The following is a 17,059-nucleotide window of genomic DNA, read 5'->3' as shown; positions in this document are numbered from 1 at the left end:
GAACTATCCGATACTCGGCGCAGGGCGGTGAGGCAGCCGCAGCCGGATCAGAGGGTGGTTCCCCCATGCAGTTCGACGACGACGCCGATCTGGACACGTCCGAGGTCCAGGACGTGCGCGGCAGCCGCATCCCCGGCGGCAGGGCCACGGTGGGCGGCGGCATCGTCGGCATCATCGCGCTGATCCTGGGGCTGTTCTTCGGCGTCGGCCCGGACCAGCTGGGTCTCTCGTCGGGCGACTCGGGCACGACGGCGACCGAGTCCTCGGCGGCGCAGGTCGAACAGAGTTGCCGGACCGGCCAGGACGCGAACACCAGGGACGACTGCCGGACCGTCGCCGTGGTCAACAGCGTGCAGGACTTCTGGCGCCAGGAATTCGCCCGGCGGGAGGCGAAGTACGGGAATGCGCGGACCGTTCTGTTCACCGACCGGGTCGGCACCGCCTGCGGCGCGGCGACCTCGGCGGTCGGGCCGTTCTACTGCCCGGGCGACCGGCAGGTCTATCTGGACCTGGGGTTCTTCGACGAACTGCGGACGAAGTTCGGAGCGAGCGGCGGCCCGTTCGCCGAGGCGTACGTCGTCGCGCACGAGTACGGCCACCATGTGCAGGACCAGATGGGGACGCTGAGCCGGGCGCAGGACAGCCGTACGGGCTCGAACAGCAACGCGGTGAAGGTGGAGCTGCAGGCCGACTGCTACGCGGGGGTCTGGGCGCACCACGCGACGACCACGCCCGACGAAGCGACCGGGCGGCCGCTGATCACGTCGCTGACGCAGGCGGACATCCGGGACGGGCTCGACGCGGCCGCGGCGGTGGGCGACGACCGGATCCAGGAGAGGTTCCAGGGCCAGGTCACCCCGGAGTCCTGGACGCACGGCTCGGCCGCGCAGCGCCAGCAGTGGTTCACCACCGGCTTCCGCAGCGGCGACATGGCCGACTGCAACACCTTCCGCTGAGCGGCTCCGGCCCGTTGTCGGTGGCCGGTGCAAGACTGAGACGCACATCACAGAGCAGGCTCAGACGGAGTGCGAAATGGGGTGAGCGCCATGGCGGGCGCACCGGCCGGGGTTCCGACGATCTGTCCGACGATTCTGTACGACGACGCGAAGGCCGCGATCAGGATCCTGACGGAGGGACTCGGGTTCACCGAGGAAGCCGTCCACGAGGGGGAGAACGGCGTGGTGCTGCACGCGGAGCTGTCCTGCGGCAACGGCAGGGTGATGCTGGGCTCCAGGGGCCGTGAGGGGATTTTCGCCAAGGCGATGGCGGGCGCGGGGCCGAGCGGTGTGTACGTCGTGGTCGACGAGGTCGACGCCCACCATGCCCGGGCGGTGGAGCACGGGGTGGAGATCCTGTTGCCGCCCACGGACCAGGACTACGGCTCGCGCGAGTACATGGCGCGGGACGCGGAGGGCAATGTGTGGAGCTTCGGGACGTACGCCCCGGGGTCCGCGGGCTGAGTGCCTGTCCTCGACGCCGGGTCCGGTGCGGGGCCGAGGACGGGCACGGGCGTGTCCGCGCGCACGCCCTCGGGCTGCGGGTCGGTCAGGCGCCGCCGGTGTGGACCTGGAAGGCCGCGCGGCGGACGGCCTTGGCGAGGGCCGGATCGGGGTGGGCGGCAGCCAGCGCGACGAGTACCTGGACGGTGCGCGGGTGCCCGACGGCCCGTACCTCGTCGAGCAGGGCCGGGACGGTGCCCTGGACTGCCGAGTCGAGATGGCGGACCAGCAGCGCGGTCTCCCCGTGATCGGCGACGGCCGCCGCCGTGTCGACCCAGAGCCAGGTGGATTCCTCGCGGCTGAGGACCTCCTGGGCGTCCTCGGGGTCGGCTCCGTCGTACTCGGCCAGCCAGAGCAGCGCGTACGGGCGCAGCGAAGGGTCGGTGACGACGGAGCGCACCTCGGGCTCGGCGGGGGCCCCGACGACCCGGAGCGCCTCGAAGGCGAGTCCGCGCAGCAGCGCGTCCTCGCCGCGGGCGACGGCGAGCAGTTCGGCGACGGCGCTGCCGACGGGACGGGCGGCGAGCCAGGCGCGGTATTCGGCGCGGGCCGGCCCAGGGGTGAGCCGGGCGCAGCCGAGCAGCATGTCGGCCGCGGACTGTTCGATGTTCCCGGCCGGGCTCTGGGCGGCGACGCAGATCTGTTCCAGCTTGACCCAGACCGCCCAGTTGCCGAGCGGGGTGAGGGTGGCGTGGCCGGCGCCGAGCGTCAGCGCGCCGACGGCGGCCAGTCCTTCCAGGGCCCAGTCGAGGAGCAGCGCGATCAGCGCGGCGGGGTGCGCGGTGGGGGCGGGTTCGGCCGGCTGGTGCGGCACCTGCGGCCCGTACGGCACCTCACAGCGTTCCTCATGGAGTTCGGCGACACGCTGGCCGAGGAGATCGAGGAGGGCGGGCACGGTGACCGGGCCTGCCGAGAGCTGGAGGAGGGAGAGCACCTGGGGCACGGCCTCGACGGCTTCGGCGACCGCGGTGGCCTCTATGTCCTCCGGTGCCGGGTGGACGAGCGACCAGGCGTCGAAGAGTGCCACCCAGCCGCGGAGCACGGCGGAGTCGTCGCCGTCCCAGGCGCGCAGCCGCCAGCCCGGGCGTGCGGTCTCGCCGTGCAGTTCCACGAGGCCGGCCAGGCGGGCCCGGTCCCAGCCGGAGCGCACCTGGGCCGGGGAGAGTTCGAGTGCGGCCGCGGCCCGCTGAAGAGCGTGGGCGGCGAGCGGGGCCGTACCGGGGCTTGCACCGTCGGCGGCCCAGCGGGCGATCCGTACGGCGTCGGCCAGCACGGTCCTGGCCTGGCGGGCCAGTTCCGCACGGGGCGGGGTGCCCTCCGGCGGCCGGGGGGCCGGCCTGGTGCGCCGGGTGGTCACGGCCGTGCGGGCCGTGGCGAGGGATCGCGGGCGGACAAGTCGCAGCCTGGAGTCGCGCGGGGTACGGGACGTCACGGGAGCAGTCTTGCCTCTGACGGCCCGAAAGCCCAAACGGAACCCGAATTGGCGGGGGAACGGGCGGCGGGGCGGGCCCGGACCAACCGGATGATCCCTCGCATCAGGTCACATCAGGGGCGTGAGGAAGCGCCGCATGGCCTCTTCGTAGCGGTCCGGACCGGCATTCCACATCGCCGCATGCGGAGCCAGCGGTACGGACTGCAGGGAGACCAGGTCGGGGCGGCGCGCGGCGAGATCGCGGGACGGCTGCCAGGGGGCCAGGGTGTCGTCGGGGCCGTGGAAGATCAGCGTGGGGACGTGCAGGACCTGCGGCACGGAGGGGTCCAGGAGCCGGGCGCCGTGCAGTCCGGTCTGGCCCTGGGCGGCGCGGACGGCGAGCGGGATCAGCACGGACGGAACGCCCCGGGCGGTGGCCAGCGCACGCAGGGTGGTGGCCCAGTCGAGCACCGGGGAGTCCAGGACGAGGCCGCAGATCCGGTCGCGGAGTGCGGAGTTCACGGCCGCGTGCAGGGCCATCGAGGCGCCGGTCGACCAGCCGTGCAGGACGACGTTCTCGGCGCCGTACCGCACGGCGAATCGGATGGCCGCGTCCAGGTCGCGCCATTCGGACTCGCCGAGGTGGGCGAGGCCGTCCGGGGAGCGCGGCGCTCCGGGGTCGCCGCGGTAGGCCAGGTCGAGCACCGGGAGCCGCAGCCCGTGCAGGAACTCCATGACGTTCATGGGGTGTTCGCGAGTGGTGCCGAGGCCGTGCACGGTGATGACCCAGGTGCTCCTGGGTCCGGGCAGGAACCAGGCCGGCAGGATCCCGAGTTCGCCGGGGATCTCGACGTCCTGGTGGTCGAGGCCGAGGGCGGTGCGGGGGTCGCCGCTGTACACCGCAGGGGTGATGCGCACCTGGACGCCGGGTTCCAGGCTGCCGCTGCTGACGCGTTCCAGCCGGCGTACGACGGCGTCGGCGGCGTGCGGTGCCTGCTCGATCACCGGGCCGACGACGGCGTGGACGCCGTCTCCCACCAGCCCGTACGTACCGGGCCGGAGCGCGGCGAAGGAGCGGGTCAGCGTGATCTGTCCGGCCGCCGTGGCATGCACGGTGAGTTTGCGGTCCGCGGGAAGGGGGCGCTCCGACGGCACCCCGAGGGCGGCGTCGCTGGCGTACCGGCCGGCCGCGACCGCTGCCGCGCCGACGCCGAGGACGGTGGTGACGGCTGCTGCCGTCGCTGTAGCCGGGCGCACGGCTTCAGTGTCGGTGGGTGTGCCGCGCCCTGCCAGTGGACGGGGGCCGTCCGGTGCCGCCGCGCGCCCCGGCCCCTCCTCTGTGCCGGCGGGAGCCGGGGTACGCGAGGTCAGCCGGGCTGTCCGTACCCCTTCAGGGCGTCCTGGACCTCGTTCAGCTGGGCCCGCGTGAGCAGGGAAGGGGAGCGGCCCGGAACTGAGCTCGCGGTGAGCCAGAGCCGGCACATCCACTCGAGCTGGGCGGTGCGGTCGTAGGCCTCGTCGAGGGTGGAGCCGTAGGTGACGGTCCCGTGGTTGCGCAGGAGGCAGCCCGTGCGGTCGTGCAGGGCGTCCAGCATGCGGTCGGCCAGCTCCTGCGTTCCGTACCGCGCATAGGCCGCGGTACGGACGGGTCCGCCCAGCATGGCAGCGGCATAGTGCACCAGCGGTACCTCGGGGACGAGGGTGGAGACGGCCGTGGCGTGGACCGCGTGGGTGTGCACGACGGCAGCCGCGTCGCTGTTGCGGTAGACCGCCAGGTGGAGCGGGAGTTCGCTGGTCGGGGCCAGCTCGCCGAGGACCTGCCTGCCCTGCAGGTCGACGCCGACGGTGTCGCCGGGGCGGAGCCGGTCGTAGGGCACGCCGCTCGGTGTGACCAGGACGAGGTCGCCGACGCGCGCCGACACGTTGCCCGAGGTTCCGACGACCAGTCCGTCCGCAGCGGTCCTGCGGGCCGTGGCCACGACGTCGCACCAGGCCCGTTCGACGGCGTCCTGTGCGTCGTGGACTTCCTGCGCGTCATGGGTGCGATCGCTCATGAGCAAGATCCTGGCAGTGCCGTGGACGCGGCGGGAGGCCGCAGGGTGACCGACATCTCTTTTGGCCGGATTTTCGCTGGATCATCCCTCGGGTTCGCCGGTTCACCGGGCCGGCCAGGGCGACGAAATCCGGCCACCGCAGGCCCTGCGCCCCGTCCCGGCCGTCGCGCAGCGGACGAAGCGAACGACCTCGATCCGTTTGGAGACACCCCAGTGCCCCGTCCAGTTCATCTTCCGTTCACCCAGGTTGCCTACGGTCCACGAGCCAATGACGTCGAACGATTGCCTGGGTAAATGGAACACATCACGCTGCTCCTCGCGATTGTGATCGTGACAGCTCTAGTGTTCGATTTCACGAACGGTTTCCATGACACCGCCAACGCGATGGCCACCACCATCTCGACCGGTGCTCTCAAACCCAAGACAGCGGTGGCCATGTCCGCCGCTCTCAACCTCGTCGGCGCGTTCCTGTCCGTGGAGGTCGCCAAAACGATCTCCGGCGGGATCATCAACGAGAACGGGCTGCGAACAGAAGTCATCTTCGCGGCCCTGGTCGGCGCCATTCTCTGGAATCTGCTGACCTGGCTGGTCGGCCTGCCGTCCAGTTCCTCCCACGCTCTCTTCGGCGGTCTGATCGGCGCCGCGGTGATGTCCGCCGGCTGGTCGTCGGTCGACGGCGGCACGGTCGTCACCAAGGTGCTGCTCCCCGCGGTCGCCGCCCCGGTCGTCGCCGGTCTCGCGGCGCTGCTCGCGACCAGGCTGACGTACCGGATCGGCGGAAAGGTCCGTAACGACGCCCAGGAGAAGGCCACCGCCAAGGGCTACCGCGCCGGGCAGATCGCCTCGGCCGGACTGGTCTCGCTCGCCCACGGCACCAACGACGCACAGAAGACCATGGGCATCATCACCCTGGCCCTGGTCACCGGCGGCGTGCTCTCCCCCGGCTCCAACCCGCCGGTCTGGGTCATCGTCTCCGCCGGTATGGCCATCGCGCTCGGCACCTACCTGGGCGGCTGGCGCATCATCCGCACCATGGGCAGTGGCCTCACCGAGCTCAAGCCGCCGCAGGGCTTCGCCGCCCAGACCAGCGCGGCCACGGTCATCCTGGCCTCCTCGCACCTCGGTTTCTCCCTCTCCACCACCCAGTCCTGCTCCGGCGCCGTGATGGGCGCGGGCCTGGGCCGCCGGGGCGGTGTGGTCCGCTGGTCCACCGCCACCCGGATGTTCGTCGCCTGGGGTCTGACCCTGCCGGCCGCCGGTCTGGTCGGTGCGGGCGCGGAGTTCCTCACCAAGCAGGGCACCTGGGGTGTCGTTGCCGTCGCCGTCCTTCTGGTCGGTGGTTCCGCCGCCATCTGGCTGCTGTCCCGCCGCAAGCCGGTCGGTCACGGCGATGTCGCCCCGGCCGGCCCGGCAGCCGAACCGGCGGGGGTCGTCACCACCGCCATCGCGGCCGTCACCCCGCCGCCCACCGGGGCCGCGGCCGCCACGGCGGACGCGGGCGCAACCGTGACGGCCGACGCAGCCACGGACCTCATGACCACCATCCCGGCCCCGGCCGGAACCGTCGCCGATCCGGCGCGGCCGGCCACGGTGTAAGGACAGATCAGCATGAACATCGACTGGGCAGCTCTCGGCTCCGTCTTCGGCGTCTCGCTCGTCGTCACCGTGGCGCTGGTGGGCCTCTTCACCCTGGGCATCGTCGGGCTCTCCAAGCAGCCGGAACCGGCGGCGCAGGGTGGCTCCTCCGGGGGTTCCGTGGTGCTCGCCCGCACGGGCGCGTACGTCTGCTTCGCACTGTGCGCGGCAGCGGTGGCGTACGGGATCTATCTGATCGTCGCCTGAGCCCCTTCCCGCAGCCCTTCACCGGGCCGCACTCCTCCGGCGGGCCGGACACACCTCGTGTGTGTCCGGCCCGTTGTGTGTCTGCCCACACTGCGCCACCGCAGGTCAACGCCAGGTTGACGGGCGTTCGCGGAGCGTGGTGGACTGCCGGAGCCATTTACGGCGACAGCAGAGGAAGCCGGTGCGAATCCGGCGCGGTCCCGCCACTGTCACCGGGGAGCGGTCCCCCACACCGGACGTCACGGCGCGCGCACGCGGGCTGGAAGACCGGGGGACCTGCGGATCCGGGAGCCAGGAGACTCTCGCCGCCGGTCACGTCGAACCAGGGCGCGGACCCTGAGTGAGGACATATCGCCATGCCCGGCTGCCGTGCGTCGTCGTCCGTTTCTGTGCCGCTCCCACCGGGAGCCGGCTGTACGAAGGTCCTCCGAGGCGCAACGGCGGGGTGAGCTGTGCGAGCCGACCGCATCTTCGCGTACGGCGCCACGGCCGGCCTGATCGGCGACCTGCTGCTCGGTGATCCCCGCCGGGGCCATCCGGTCGCCGCGTTCGGGCGGGCCGCCGCGGGCGTCGAGCGCCGGCTGTGGCGCGACCACCGCGGATGGGGCGCACTGCACACCCTGGTCTGCGCCGGAGGCGCCGCGGGCGGGGCCGCGCTGGCCGCCCGTGCCGTACGCCGTCGTCCCGTCGTCTCCGTCGTACTGACCGCGGCCGCCACCTGGTCCGTCGTCGGCGGTACGTCGCTGGGGCGCGAGGCGCGTGCCATCGGCGGCGCGCTGGCCGCCGGTGACATCGAACGGGCCCGTGAGCGGCTCCCCCATCTGTGCGGACGCGATCCGCAGTGCCTCGACGGGCCGCAGATCGCCCGCGCCGTGGTCGAGTCCGTCGCCGAGAACACCTCGGACGCGGTGGTCGGCGCGCTGGTGTGGGGTGCCCTGGGCGGTGTGCCCGGGCTCGTCGCCTTCCGGGCCGTCAACACCCTGGACGCCATGGTCGGGCACAGATCGCCGCGCCATCTGCGCTACGGCTGGGCCTCGGCCCGGCTCGACGACGTCGTGGGCTGGCCCGGCGCCCGGCTCACGGCTGCGCTCGCCGTGGTTGCCGGGGGGCTGCCACGGCAGGCGGTACGGGCCTGGCGGGCCGACGCAGGCAAGCACCCGAGCCCCAACGCCGGGCCGGTGGAGGCGGCGTTCGCGGGCGCGCTCGGCGTACGGCTGGGCGGAACCCTCGCGTACGGCGGCCGGGTCGAGCACCGGCCGGTGCTGAACGGCACGGCCGGCCGTGCGGTGGCGACCGAGGACATCGAACGTGCGGTGCGGCTGTCGCGCCGGGTGGGGGTGCTGGCCCTCGGCGTGTGCGCGGCGGGCCGGCTGATCGCGGGACGGCGGTCGCCCGCGGGGCGGCTCCCGGCCGCGGGACGGAGAGGGAAATGAGCGGTGGACTGCTGGTCGCCGGAACCACGTCGGACGCGGGCAAGAGCGTCGTCACGGCAGGCATCTGCCGCTGGCTGGTGCGCCAGGGTGTGAAGGTCGCACCCTTCAAGGCGCAGAACATGTCGCTGAACTCGTTCGTCACCCGCGAGGGCGCGGAGATCGGACGCGCGCAGGCGATGCAGGCGCAGGCCGCCCGGGTGGAGCCGACTGCGCTGATGAACCCGGTGCTGCTCAAGCCCGGCAGCGACCGCTCCAGCCAGGTCGTCCTGATGGGCAGGCCGGTGGGCGAGATGAGCGCGCGCGGCTACCACGGGGGGCGGCAGGAGACGCTTCTCTCCACGGTCGTGGACTGCCTGGAGCAGCTTCGGGGCACGTATGACGCCGTGATCTGCGAGGGGGCGGGCAGCCCGGCCGAGATCAATCTGCGGCGCACCGACATCGTGAACATGGGGATCGCGCGGGCCGCGCGATTCCCAGTGGTCGTGGTCGGCGACATCGACCGTGGCGGCGTCTTCGCCTCGTTCTTCGGTACCACGGCGCTGCTGAGCGCCGAGGACCAGGCGCTGATCGCGGGCTATCTGGTCAACAAGTTCCGCGGCGACGTCTCGCTGCTGGAGCCGGGGCTCGACATGCTGTACGGGCTGACCGGGCGGCCGACGTACGGGGTGCTGCCGTTCGCCCACGGGCTGGGCATCGACGAGGAGGACGGGCTGCGGGTCTCGCTGCGCGGAGCCGTACGCGAGTCGGTCGTCGCGCCGCCGCACGGCGAGGACGTGCTGCGGGTCGCCGTGTGCGCGGTGCCGCTGATGTCGAACTTCACCGATGTGGACGCGCTGGCCGCCGAACCGGGGGTGGTGGTGCGGTTCGTGGACCGGGCGGAGGAGCTCGCCGACGCGGATCTGGTGATCGTGCCCGGCACCCGCGGCACGGTGAAGGCGCTGGCCTGGCTGCGCGAACGCGGGCTGGCCGACGCGCTGCTGCGGCGGGCGGCGCAGGGGCTGCCGGTACTCGGCATCTGCGGCGGTTTCCAGGTGCTCGGGGAGCGGATCGAGGACGAGGTGGAGTCGCGGGCCGGGCAGGTCGAGGGGCTCGGGCTGCTTCCGGTACGGATCCGCTTCGACCGGGAGAAGACCCTGGCCCGGCCGGTCGGTTCGGCCCTCGGGGAGCGGGTGGAGGGGTACGAGATCCATCACGGGGTCGCCGATGTGCGGGGCGGCGAGCCGTTCCTGGACGGGTGCCGGGTGGGCGCCGTATGGGGGACGCACTGGCACGGGTCGCTGGAGAGCGATGCGTTCCGGCGGCGCTTCCTGGCGGAGGTCGCGACGGCGGCGGGGCGGCGGTTCGTGCCGGCGCCGGACACGAGTTTCGGGGCACTGCGGGAGGAACAGCTTGACCGGCTGGGGGACTTGATCGAGGAGCATGCGGACACGGACGCGCTGCTGAGGCTGATCGAGGCGGGGGTACCCGGGGGGTTGCCGTTCGTGGGCCCCGGGGCGCCGGTGGTGCCGGTGGCCCGTGGGGCCGCGGTGACCGGGGAGTGCTCGTGAGGGGGGCGTGTGCGGCGGGCCTTGTTGCCCTGCCCGCCCCGCCCCGTGACCGGGGCACCGGTTCTTGGATGGATGACGTCGTCGAGGAGACTTTGTGAGTACCGCGTACCCCTTCACCGCCATCGTCGGGCAGGACGATCTGCGGCTCGGGCTGCTGCTGAACGCCGTGTCGCCCGCTGTCGGTGGCGTGCTCGTCCGTGGCGAGAAAGGGACCGCCAAGTCCACCGCCGTGCGGGCCCTTGCCGCGCTGATGCCGGAGGTTCCCGTTGTCGCCGGGTGCCGGTTCTCGTGTGATCCCGGGGCGCCCGATCCGGCGTGTCCCGATGGGCCCCATGAGGCCGGGGGCGGCGTGTCGCGGGCGGCGCGGACCGTTGAGCTGCCGGTGGGGGCCTCCGAGGACCGGCTCGTCGGTGCGCTCGATATCGAGCGGGCGCTCGCCGACGGGGTGAAGGCCTTCGAGCCGGGGCTCCTCGCCGATGCGCATCGCGGGATCCTCTACGTCGATGAGGTCAACCTGCTCCACGACCACCTGGTGGACCTGCTGCTCGACGCGGCCGCCATGGGTGCCTCGTACGTGGAGCGCGAAGGCGTCTCCGTACGGCATGCCGCGCGCTTCCTTCTCGTCGGGACGATGAACCCCGAAGAGGGCGAGTTGCGGCCGCAGTTGCTCGACCGGTTCGGTCTGACCGTCGAGGTCGCGGCGTCGCGCGAGACGGACCAGCGGGTCGAGGTGGTGCGGCGGCGGCTCGCGTACGACGACGATCCCGCCGGGTTCGCCGGCCGTTGGGCCGAGGAGGAGGGAGCGCTGCGGGAGCGGATCGTCGCCGCGCGGGCGCTGCTTCCCCAGGTGGCGCTCGGGGACCGTGCGTTGCGACAGATCGCCGCCACCTGTGCGGCCTTCGAGGTCGACGGGATGCGGGCCGACATCGTGATGGCCCGCACGGCGACCGCACTGGCTGCGTGGGCCGGACGTACCGACGTACTCGCCGAGGACGTCCGGCAGGCCGCCCTCCTCGCACTCCCCCATCGGCGTCGCCGCAACCCGTTCGACGCGCCCGGTCTCGACGAGGACAGGCTCGACGACACGCTGCAGCAGAACAGCGGTGAGGGGGAAGGGGACGACCCGGATCCGGACGGGCCCGGCGGGGGTGGGCAGCCCCCGCAGGGGGACGCCCCCGACACGCCGCCGCAGTCCGGTGCGGGGGACGGCGACACGCCCGGACTCCCCTCGCAGGGCCGCCCGGCCGGGGGCGGTGAGCAGCAGCCGGTACGTGCTGCCGAGCCGTACCGTACGAAGATGCTCAGCGTGCCGGGGATCGGCGAGGGCGCGGCGGGGCGACGGTCCCGGGCACGTACCGAACACGGTCGCACCACCGGCGCACGGCGCCCCGAGGGGGCCCTGACCAAGCTGCATCTGGCCGCGACCGTGCAGGCCGCCGCCCCGCACCAGCATGCGCGCGGACGCACCGGGCGCGGCCTCGTGGTGCGGCGCGACGATCTGCGGCAGGCCACCAGGGAGGGGCGCGAGGGCAACCTGGTGCTCTTCGTCGTGGACGGCTCCGGGTCGATGGCCGCCCGGCAGCGGATGGCCGCGGTGAAGGGCGCGGTGCTGTCGCTGCTGCTGGACGCCTACCAGCGGCGGGACAAGGTCGGTCTGATCACCTTCCGCGGCAGGACCGCCGAGGTCGCGCTGCCGCCGACGTCGTCCGTGGACGCGGCCGCAGCACGGCTGGAGACCCTGCCGACCGGTGGGCGTACCCCGCTGGCGGCCGGGCTGCTGAGGGCCCATGACGTCCTGCGGGTGGAGCGGCTGCGCGACCCGTCGCGGCGGCCGCTGCTGGTCGTGGTGACGGACGGGCGGGCGACCGGCGGCCCGGAGCCGGTGGCGCTGGCGGCGCGGGCCGCGCGCCTGCACGAGGCGCAGGGCACCGCATCCGTGGTGGTGGACTGCGAGTCGGGGCATGTGCGACTCGGGCTGGCCACCGCACTCGCCCGCGATCTCGGCGGCACCGCCGTCACTCTCGACGAGTTGCGCGCCGACTCGATCGCCGGACTGATCAGGGACGTCCGGGGAACCAACACACCCAGCAGAAGGGCCGCTTGATGCCGCAGGGACAGCCGACCAACGTGCCGGACGACGGACTCACCACCCGTCAGCGCCGCAACCGCCCGCTGCTCTTCGTCCACACCGGCATCGGCAAGGGCAAGTCGACGGCCGCCTTCGGACTCGCGCTGCGGGCCTGGAACCAGGGCTGGCCGATCGGGGTGTTCCAGTTCGTCAAGTCGGCGAAGTGGAAGGTCGGCGAGGAGAACGCGCTGAAGGTGCTCGGCGCGAGCGGTGAGGGCGGCACGGTCGCCTGGCACAAGATGGGCGAGGGCTGGTCGTGGGTGCAGCGGGACAATCAGCTCGACAACGAGGAGAAGGCCCGGGAGGGCTGGGAGCAGGTCAAACGCGACCTGGCCGCCGAGACGTACAAGCTGTATGTCCTCGACGAGTTCGCGTATCCGATGCACTGGGGCTGGATCGACACCGACGAGGTCGTCGACGTGATGCGCAACCGCCCCGGCACCCAGCATGTGGTGATCACCGGTCGCCATGCCCCGGAGAAGCTCGTCGAGGCCGCTGATCTGGTGACCGACATGACGAAGGTGAAGCACCCGATGGACGCCGGCCAGAAGGGCCAGAGGGGCATCGAGTGGTGATGATTCCGCGACTGGTCATTGCCGCGCCGGCCTCCGGAAGCGGCAAGACCACCGTGGCGACGGGGCTCATGGCGGCGTTCGCGCAGCGCGGTCTCGCCGTGTCGCCGCACAAGGTCGGCCCCGACTACATCGACCCCGGCTACCACTCGCTGGCCACCGGGCGGGCGGGGCGCAACCTCGACGCGTACATGTGCGGGCCGGAGTTGATCGCTCCGCTGTTCGCGCACGGGGCCCGGGGATGCGACCTGGCGATCGTCGAAGGCGTGATGGGGCTGTACGACGGGGCGTCCGGGCAGGGCGAACTGGCGTCGACCGCACATGTGGCGAAGCTGCTGCGGGCGCCCGTGGTGCTCGTCGTGGACGCGTCGTCGCAGTCCCGGTCCGTGGCCGCCCTGGTGCACGGTTTCGCCTCGTGGGACCCGGAAGTACGGATCAGCGGGGTGATCCTCAACAAGGTCGGCTCGGACCGGCACGAGATGCTGCTCCGGGATGCGCTCGACGAGTCCGGCGTGCCGGTGATGGGGGTACTGCGGAGGGCCGAGCAGGTGGCCACGCCCTCGCGGCACCTGGGGCTGGTACCGGTGGCCGAACGGCGCGGCGATGCGATGGCAGCCGTCGCGGCGATGGGGGCGCAGGTGGCGGGAGGGTGCGACCTGGAAGCGCTGATGAGGCTGGCTCGGTCGGCGCCGGGGACGCCTGTGGCGGCGGAGGCGTGGGATCCGGAGGCGGCGGTGGGCCCGGTGCGGGTGGGGGGCGCCCGCGGCGGACCTGCTCCCCTGCCCGCACCCTCCCCGGACCGCGGCTCCGCACCGGACCCCGGTGCTCGATCGCCGGACGGGCCGGACCTCCACCCGGGCGGGCCGGAGAGCACGCCGGGCGGGGCTGCGTCGCCACAGGGCGTCGCTCCCGTCGTCGCCGTTGCCGGCGGGCCCGCGTTCACCTTTTCCTACGCCGAGCACAGCGAGCTCCTCGCCGCCGCCGGGGCCGATGTCGTGACGTTCGATCCCCTGCGGGACGAGGCGCTGCCCGAGGGCACCCGTGGGCTCGTCATCGGTGGCGGGTTCCCGGAGGTGTACGCCCCGGAGCTGTCCGCCAACGAACCGCTCCGCAAGGCCGTTGCCGATCTGGCGGCCACCGGGGCGCCCGTCGCCGCGGAGTGTGCGGGGCTGCTCTATCTGTCGCGTTCGCTCGACGGACTGCCCATGTGCGGGGTGCTCGACGCCGAGGGCCGGATGTCGGAGCGGCTGACGCTCGGCTACCGGGAGGCCGTCGCGATCACCGACAGTCCGCTGGCCGCGGCCGGCACCCGGCTGCGCGGGCACGAGTTCCACCGGACGGTGCTGGAGCCGGGTGCCGGTGCCGCTCCCGCGTGGGGCATGCATCTGCCGGAGCGGCGTGTGGAGGGCTTTGTGCAGCAGGGCATCCATGCCAGCTATCTGCATACGCACTGGGCTTCGGCACCGGGCATCGCCCGGCGGTTCGTGGAGTGGGCCGCGGGGTGACACCGCCGGTCCGCACGCGCCGGGCGACCCGGCCGCCCGCGGCGCAGTTGGTCGTCGGGGTCGGGTCGGGCAGCGGCGTGACGGTCGACGAGGTGCTGGAGCTCGTCTCCTCCGTGCTGCGCGAGGCCGGGTTCCCGGCGCGCTGCGTCGTGGAGCTGGCGACCGTCGACGCCAAGGCGGGCGAGCCGGGCATCGTCGGGGCGGCGGCGCGGCTGGGCGTACCCGTGCGTGCGTACCGCGCGGACGAGCTGGCCGCGGTCGTCGTACCGAATCCGTCGGGCGCCTCGCTGTCCGCGACCGGTACCCCGTCGGTCGCGGAGGCGGCGGCTCTCGTCGGCGCGGAGGAACTGCTCGTGCCGAAGCGGAAGTCGAGCCCCCGCGGGCGGGTGGGAAAGGTGACGTGTGCGCTGGCCCGGCGGGTGTCGCACGCGCATCCGGATCCGACCGTTGCGTGGAACCCGGTGCCGGGCACATAGTCGTCCTGCTGTCGCTCCACCCCCACGGTCATGAACTCACCCCCCACACCCCCTTGGAAGTCATGCACACTCCCACTGAGAGTCCCGATGTGAACAGCGCGGGCGGGCACGATCTGCGTCATCACGGTGACGCGGAGGTGCGCGGCCGCAATCTGACCGATCTCGCCGTCAATGTGCGCACGGATACGCCCCCGGGCTGGTTGAAGGAACGCATAGCCGCCTCTCTCTGCACCCTCGCCGCCTATCCGGACGGGGACCGGGCGCGGGCCGCGGTCGCGGAGCGCCATGGGCTGCCGGTGGAGCGGGTGCTGCTGACGGCGGGTGCGGCCGAGGCTTTCGTGCTGATCGCGCGGGCGCTGCCGGCCCGGCGGCCGGTCGTGGTGCATCCGCAGTTCACCGAGCCCGAGGCGGCTCTGCGCGCGGCCGGGCACGAGGTGGGGCGGGTGCTGCTGCGCCCCGAGGACGGTTTCCGGCTGGATCCTGCCACCGTGCCCGAGGAGGCCGATCTGGTGGTGGTCGGCAATCCGACCAACCCGACGTCGGTCCTGCATCCGGCGGCCGCACTGGAGAAACTGGCACGCCCCGGAAGGACGTTGGTGGTCGACGAGGCGTTCATGGACGCGGTGCCGGGCGAGCGCGAGGCGCTGTGCGGTCGTACGGACATCCCCGGCCTCGTCGTACTGCGCAGCCTCACCAAGACGTGGGGGCTGGCAGGTCTGCGGATCGGTTATGTCCTGGCCGCCCCGGAGACCATCGGCACGCTGCAGGCGGCGCAGCCGCTGTGGCCGGTGTCGTCCCCGGCGCTGGCGGCGGCCGAGGCGTGCATGGCACCGCGGGCGCTGGTCGAGGCGGCCGCGGCGGCGGACCGGATCGCGGTGGACCGGGCCCATTTGATCGCCGGGCTCACGGAGTTCACCGAGGTGCGGGTCGCGGAACCGGCCGAGGGGCCGTTCGTGCTGGTCCGGCTGGAGCGGGGGGCACAGGTACGGGAGCGTCTGCGGACGCTGGGGTTCGCAGCGCGGCGCGGGGACACGTTCCCGGGGCTCGGCCCCGGGTGGCTGCGGCTGGCCGTGCGCGACCGTGCGACGACCAACCGTTTCCTGCAGGCGCTCGATCAGGCACTGCTGCTCGTCGGCCGGTGAACGGAACGGGCACGGCAGCCGGCTGATCCCCCCGCAGGAGCGCGGAGCGGCGTGCCCCTGCGTGCACGCCGCTCCCCGCCCCCCCCTTTGGCCCCGCTTGCCCCTACGGCCTCCGGCCGCCCCCTCGGGCCCGGTCGGGTCAGTCCTGCGCGCCGCGCCTGCGGGCCACAACCGTGGCGCCCGCGCCGAGGGCCAGCAGCAGGGCCGCACCACCCGCGATGTACGGGGTCGTGGAACTGCTTCCGGTCTCCGCGAGGCTCGTGTCGACTGCCGCCGGGGCGTGGCCGGTCCCGGTCTGGGGCTTCACGTCCGTGCCGCCGTCGCCGCTGCCCCCGGTGGTGGTGGTTCCCCCGTCGCCACCGCCGCTGGTTCCGCCGTCACCCGAGCCGCCCGTGGTCCCGCCGTCGCCGCTGCCGCCCGTGGTCCCGCCGTCGTCCGAGCCGCCGTCACTGCCGCCCCCCGGCTTCGTCGGCCTGCCGCCCTTCGGGGTCTCGCAGGCCGCCTCGGCGAGCGTGACCTCGCCCTTGACGTCGGCGACGTTCAGATCGAGCGGGTTGACGGACACCGTCAGCCGGAGCGCGACGGCCGCGGCGGTACGCGAGGTGGTCTGCGTCTTCGACAGGTCGAGCGTCACCTCGCCCACATGCGGCACACGGACCCGCGTGGGGCCTCCCGCAGTGAGCGTGACCCGCTTGCCGAGGACCGAGATCCGGCCCAGCACGTTCGATTCGGCCACGGGCCTGCGGCCCACCTCGCAGACCGCCTTGGAAGTGACCTTCTCGACCTGTACGAGCGAGAGGAACGGCAGTCCGGGCACATGGACACGGGCCTTGGCCAGATTACTGCGGGCCTCCGCCCGGTGCTTGTCGACGGTGGCGTCCGCCGTGGCGACATCGGCACGCAGCACGCTGAACGGCCGCCCGCGGTTCACGCCGTCGAGCCGCACGCTGAGCGCGGTCTCCTCGGCGCTCGCCGGTGCGTGCACCTCGTTGAGCGAGGCCCGGAGCGGCACATCGACCGTCTTGTTCATGAGTGAGACATCGAGTGCGGCACGGAGTACGGCCGCGCTCGCCTTCCCGCCGCCGGTGGTCGTGGTGGCCCCGGTGGCGTGCGCCGGGACGGCGACCAGCAGGGCGACGGGCGCGGCGGCGACCGCCAGGGCGGCGAGGCGGAAGGTGTTGCTGTTCAAGATGGTGGAACCCCCACAAGAGACATGGAGCCACCGGCGCCGCCCAATGGGGGACATCGCGGGCACCGGTGGCCTCGACTCCGTGAATCTTTACGCACAGAGAGTGAACTGGCGCACAGCTGAGGCGAGTTCACTCCAAAGGGGGGTTTCCGCGCCTGTATTCGAATATCTCGGTACGCCTGTTCCTGTGTTGTTCTCCTGTGTCACCCGATCCGTTGAGCGCGTGCGGGATTTCGGCCGACCGCGCCGGAGTGTGCGCAA

13 protein-coding genes, 1 pseudogene and 1 riboswitch are annotated in these 17,059 nt (G+C 73.1%); of the genes and pseudogenes, 10 read left to right on the top strand and 4 right to left on the bottom strand.

The window, feature by feature from the left end:
* The first annotated feature begins 65 nt into the window (after positions 1 to 65).
* Both ypfJ and OG878_RS30130 read left to right on the top strand, forming a co-directional pair.
* The gene (gene ypfJ, locus OG878_RS30135) at positions 66 to 956 is read left to right on the top strand and encodes a KPN_02809 family neutral zinc metallopeptidase (protein ID WP_328889693.1); all 891 of its coding nucleotides are present in this window, start codon (positions 66 to 68) and stop codon (positions 954 to 956) included.
* Between the two features lie 90 nt (positions 957 to 1,046).
* Complete coding sequence (locus OG878_RS30130; protein WP_328891429.1) at positions 1,047 to 1,460, top strand: VOC family protein; 414 nt, start codon at positions 1,047 to 1,049, stop codon at positions 1,458 to 1,460.
* An 85-nt stretch (positions 1,461 to 1,545) separates the two neighbouring features.
* On the opposite strand, the gene OG878_RS30125 is transcribed toward OG878_RS30130, so the two are convergent.
* The 3 genes from OG878_RS30125 to OG878_RS30115 all read right to left on the bottom strand — a co-directional run bounded on the left by OG878_RS30125 (position 1,546) and on the right by OG878_RS30115 (position 4,964).
* A complete protein-coding gene (locus tag OG878_RS30125; protein WP_328891428.1) occupies positions 1,546 to 2,856 on the bottom strand; it encodes a hypothetical protein in 1,311 nt (436 codons plus the stop codon).
* Between the two features lie 183 nt (positions 2,857 to 3,039).
* The gene (locus OG878_RS30120) at positions 3,040 to 4,167 is read right to left on the bottom strand and encodes an alpha/beta hydrolase (protein ID WP_328889692.1); all 1,128 of its coding nucleotides are present in this window, start codon (positions 4,165 to 4,167) and stop codon (positions 3,040 to 3,042) included.
* A gap of 110 nt (positions 4,168 to 4,277) precedes the next feature.
* Positions 4,278 to 4,964, bottom strand: a complete 687-nt coding sequence (locus OG878_RS30115; protein ID WP_328889691.1) for a class II aldolase/adducin family protein — start codon at positions 4,962 to 4,964, stop codon at positions 4,278 to 4,280.
* Between the two features lie 294 nt (positions 4,965 to 5,258).
* Here OG878_RS30115 and OG878_RS30110 point away from each other — a divergent pair, with 294 nt between their 5' ends.
* The 8 genes and pseudogenes from OG878_RS30110 to cobC all read left to right on the top strand — a co-directional run bounded on the left by OG878_RS30110 (position 5,259) and on the right by cobC (position 15,609).
* On the top strand, positions 5,259 to 6,560 hold the full coding sequence (locus OG878_RS30110; RefSeq protein ID WP_328889690.1) for an inorganic phosphate transporter: 1,302 nt from the start codon (positions 5,259 to 5,261) through the stop codon (positions 6,558 to 6,560).
* 12 nt (positions 6,561 to 6,572) lie between these two features.
* The gene (locus tag OG878_RS30105; protein WP_328889689.1) at positions 6,573 to 6,806 is read left to right on the top strand and encodes a hypothetical protein; all 234 of its coding nucleotides are present in this window, start codon (positions 6,573 to 6,575) and stop codon (positions 6,804 to 6,806) included.
* A 172-nt stretch (positions 6,807 to 6,978) separates the two neighbouring features.
* A riboswitch (cobalamin riboswitch) is annotated at positions 6,979 to 7,107 on the top strand.
* A gap of 151 nt (positions 7,108 to 7,258) precedes the next feature.
* Entirely contained in the window at positions 7,259 to 8,239 is a 981-nt protein-coding gene (locus tag OG878_RS30100) for a cobalamin biosynthesis protein (RefSeq protein WP_328889688.1), read from the top strand.
* Positions 8,236 to 9,786 carry a cobyric acid synthase gene (locus OG878_RS30095; protein WP_328889687.1) on the top strand — a complete coding sequence of 517 codons (1,551 nt, stop codon included), beginning with the start codon at positions 8,236 to 8,238 and terminating at the stop codon, positions 9,784 to 9,786. The genes OG878_RS30100 and OG878_RS30095 overlap by 4 nt, the downstream gene beginning before the upstream one ends.
* Positions 9,787 to 9,880: 94 nt before the next feature.
* A complete protein-coding gene (locus OG878_RS30090) occupies positions 9,881 to 11,890 on the top strand; it encodes a putative cobaltochelatase (RefSeq protein ID WP_328889686.1) in 2,010 nt (669 codons plus the stop codon).
* Positions 11,890 to 12,489, top strand: a complete 600-nt coding sequence (cobO, locus tag OG878_RS30085; RefSeq protein WP_277325484.1) for a cob(I)yrinic acid a,c-diamide adenosyltransferase — start codon at positions 11,890 to 11,892, stop codon at positions 12,487 to 12,489. Before OG878_RS30090 ends, cobO begins: the two co-directional genes overlap by 1 nt.
* Positions 12,489 to 13,991: a cobyrinate a,c-diamide synthase gene (locus tag OG878_RS30080; protein ID WP_328889685.1), complete on the top strand. Its 1,503-nt coding sequence runs from the start codon at positions 12,489 to 12,491 to the stop codon at positions 13,989 to 13,991. The genes cobO and OG878_RS30080 overlap by 1 nt, the downstream gene beginning before the upstream one ends.
* A pseudogene (gene cobC / locus OG878_RS30075) lies at positions 13,988 to 15,609 on the top strand (Rv2231c family pyridoxal phosphate-dependent protein CobC). Before OG878_RS30080 ends, cobC begins: the two are co-directional and overlap by 4 nt.
* Before the next feature lie 139 nt (positions 15,610 to 15,748).
* Here the strand turns inward: cobC and OG878_RS30070 are convergent.
* Positions 15,749 to 16,798 carry an SCO1860 family LAETG-anchored protein gene (locus OG878_RS30070; protein WP_328889684.1) on the bottom strand — a complete coding sequence of 350 codons (1,050 nt, stop codon included), beginning with the start codon at positions 16,796 to 16,798 and terminating at the stop codon, positions 15,749 to 15,751.
* Positions 16,799 to 17,059 lie beyond the last annotated feature (261 nt).

It is taken from the genome of Streptomyces sp. NBC_00316 (assembly GCF_036158715.1).
Classification (GTDB): Bacteria; Actinomycetota; Actinomycetes; order Streptomycetales; family Streptomycetaceae; genus Streptomyces.
Note: the sequence above shows the minus strand (reverse complement) of the source record. Positions and strands in the feature narration are given on the sequence as shown.

Excerpts from the sequence above, each read along its gene's own strand:
- ypfJ (WP_328889693.1), top strand. The coding sequence starts at position 66 with ATGCAGTTCGACGACGACGCCGATCTGGACACGTCCGAGGTCCAGGAC.
- OG878_RS30130 (WP_328891429.1), top strand. The coding sequence starts at position 1,047 with ATGGCGGGCGCACCGGCCGGGGTTCCGACGATCTGTCCGACGATTCTG.
- OG878_RS30115 (WP_328889691.1), bottom strand. The coding sequence starts at position 4,964 with ATGAGCGATCGCACCCATGACGCGCAGGAAGTCCACGACGCACAGGAC.
- OG878_RS30110 (WP_328889690.1), top strand. The coding sequence starts at position 5,259 with ATGGAACACATCACGCTGCTCCTCGCGATTGTGATCGTGACAGCTCTA.
- OG878_RS30105 (WP_328889689.1), top strand. The coding sequence starts at position 6,573 with ATGAACATCGACTGGGCAGCTCTCGGCTCCGTCTTCGGCGTCTCGCTC.
- OG878_RS30095 (WP_328889687.1), top strand. The coding sequence starts at position 8,236 with ATGAGCGGTGGACTGCTGGTCGCCGGAACCACGTCGGACGCGGGCAAG.
- cobO (WP_277325484.1), top strand. The coding sequence starts at position 11,890 with ATGCCGCAGGGACAGCCGACCAACGTGCCGGACGACGGACTCACCACC.
- OG878_RS30080 (WP_328889685.1), top strand. The coding sequence starts at position 12,489 with ATGATTCCGCGACTGGTCATTGCCGCGCCGGCCTCCGGAAGCGGCAAG.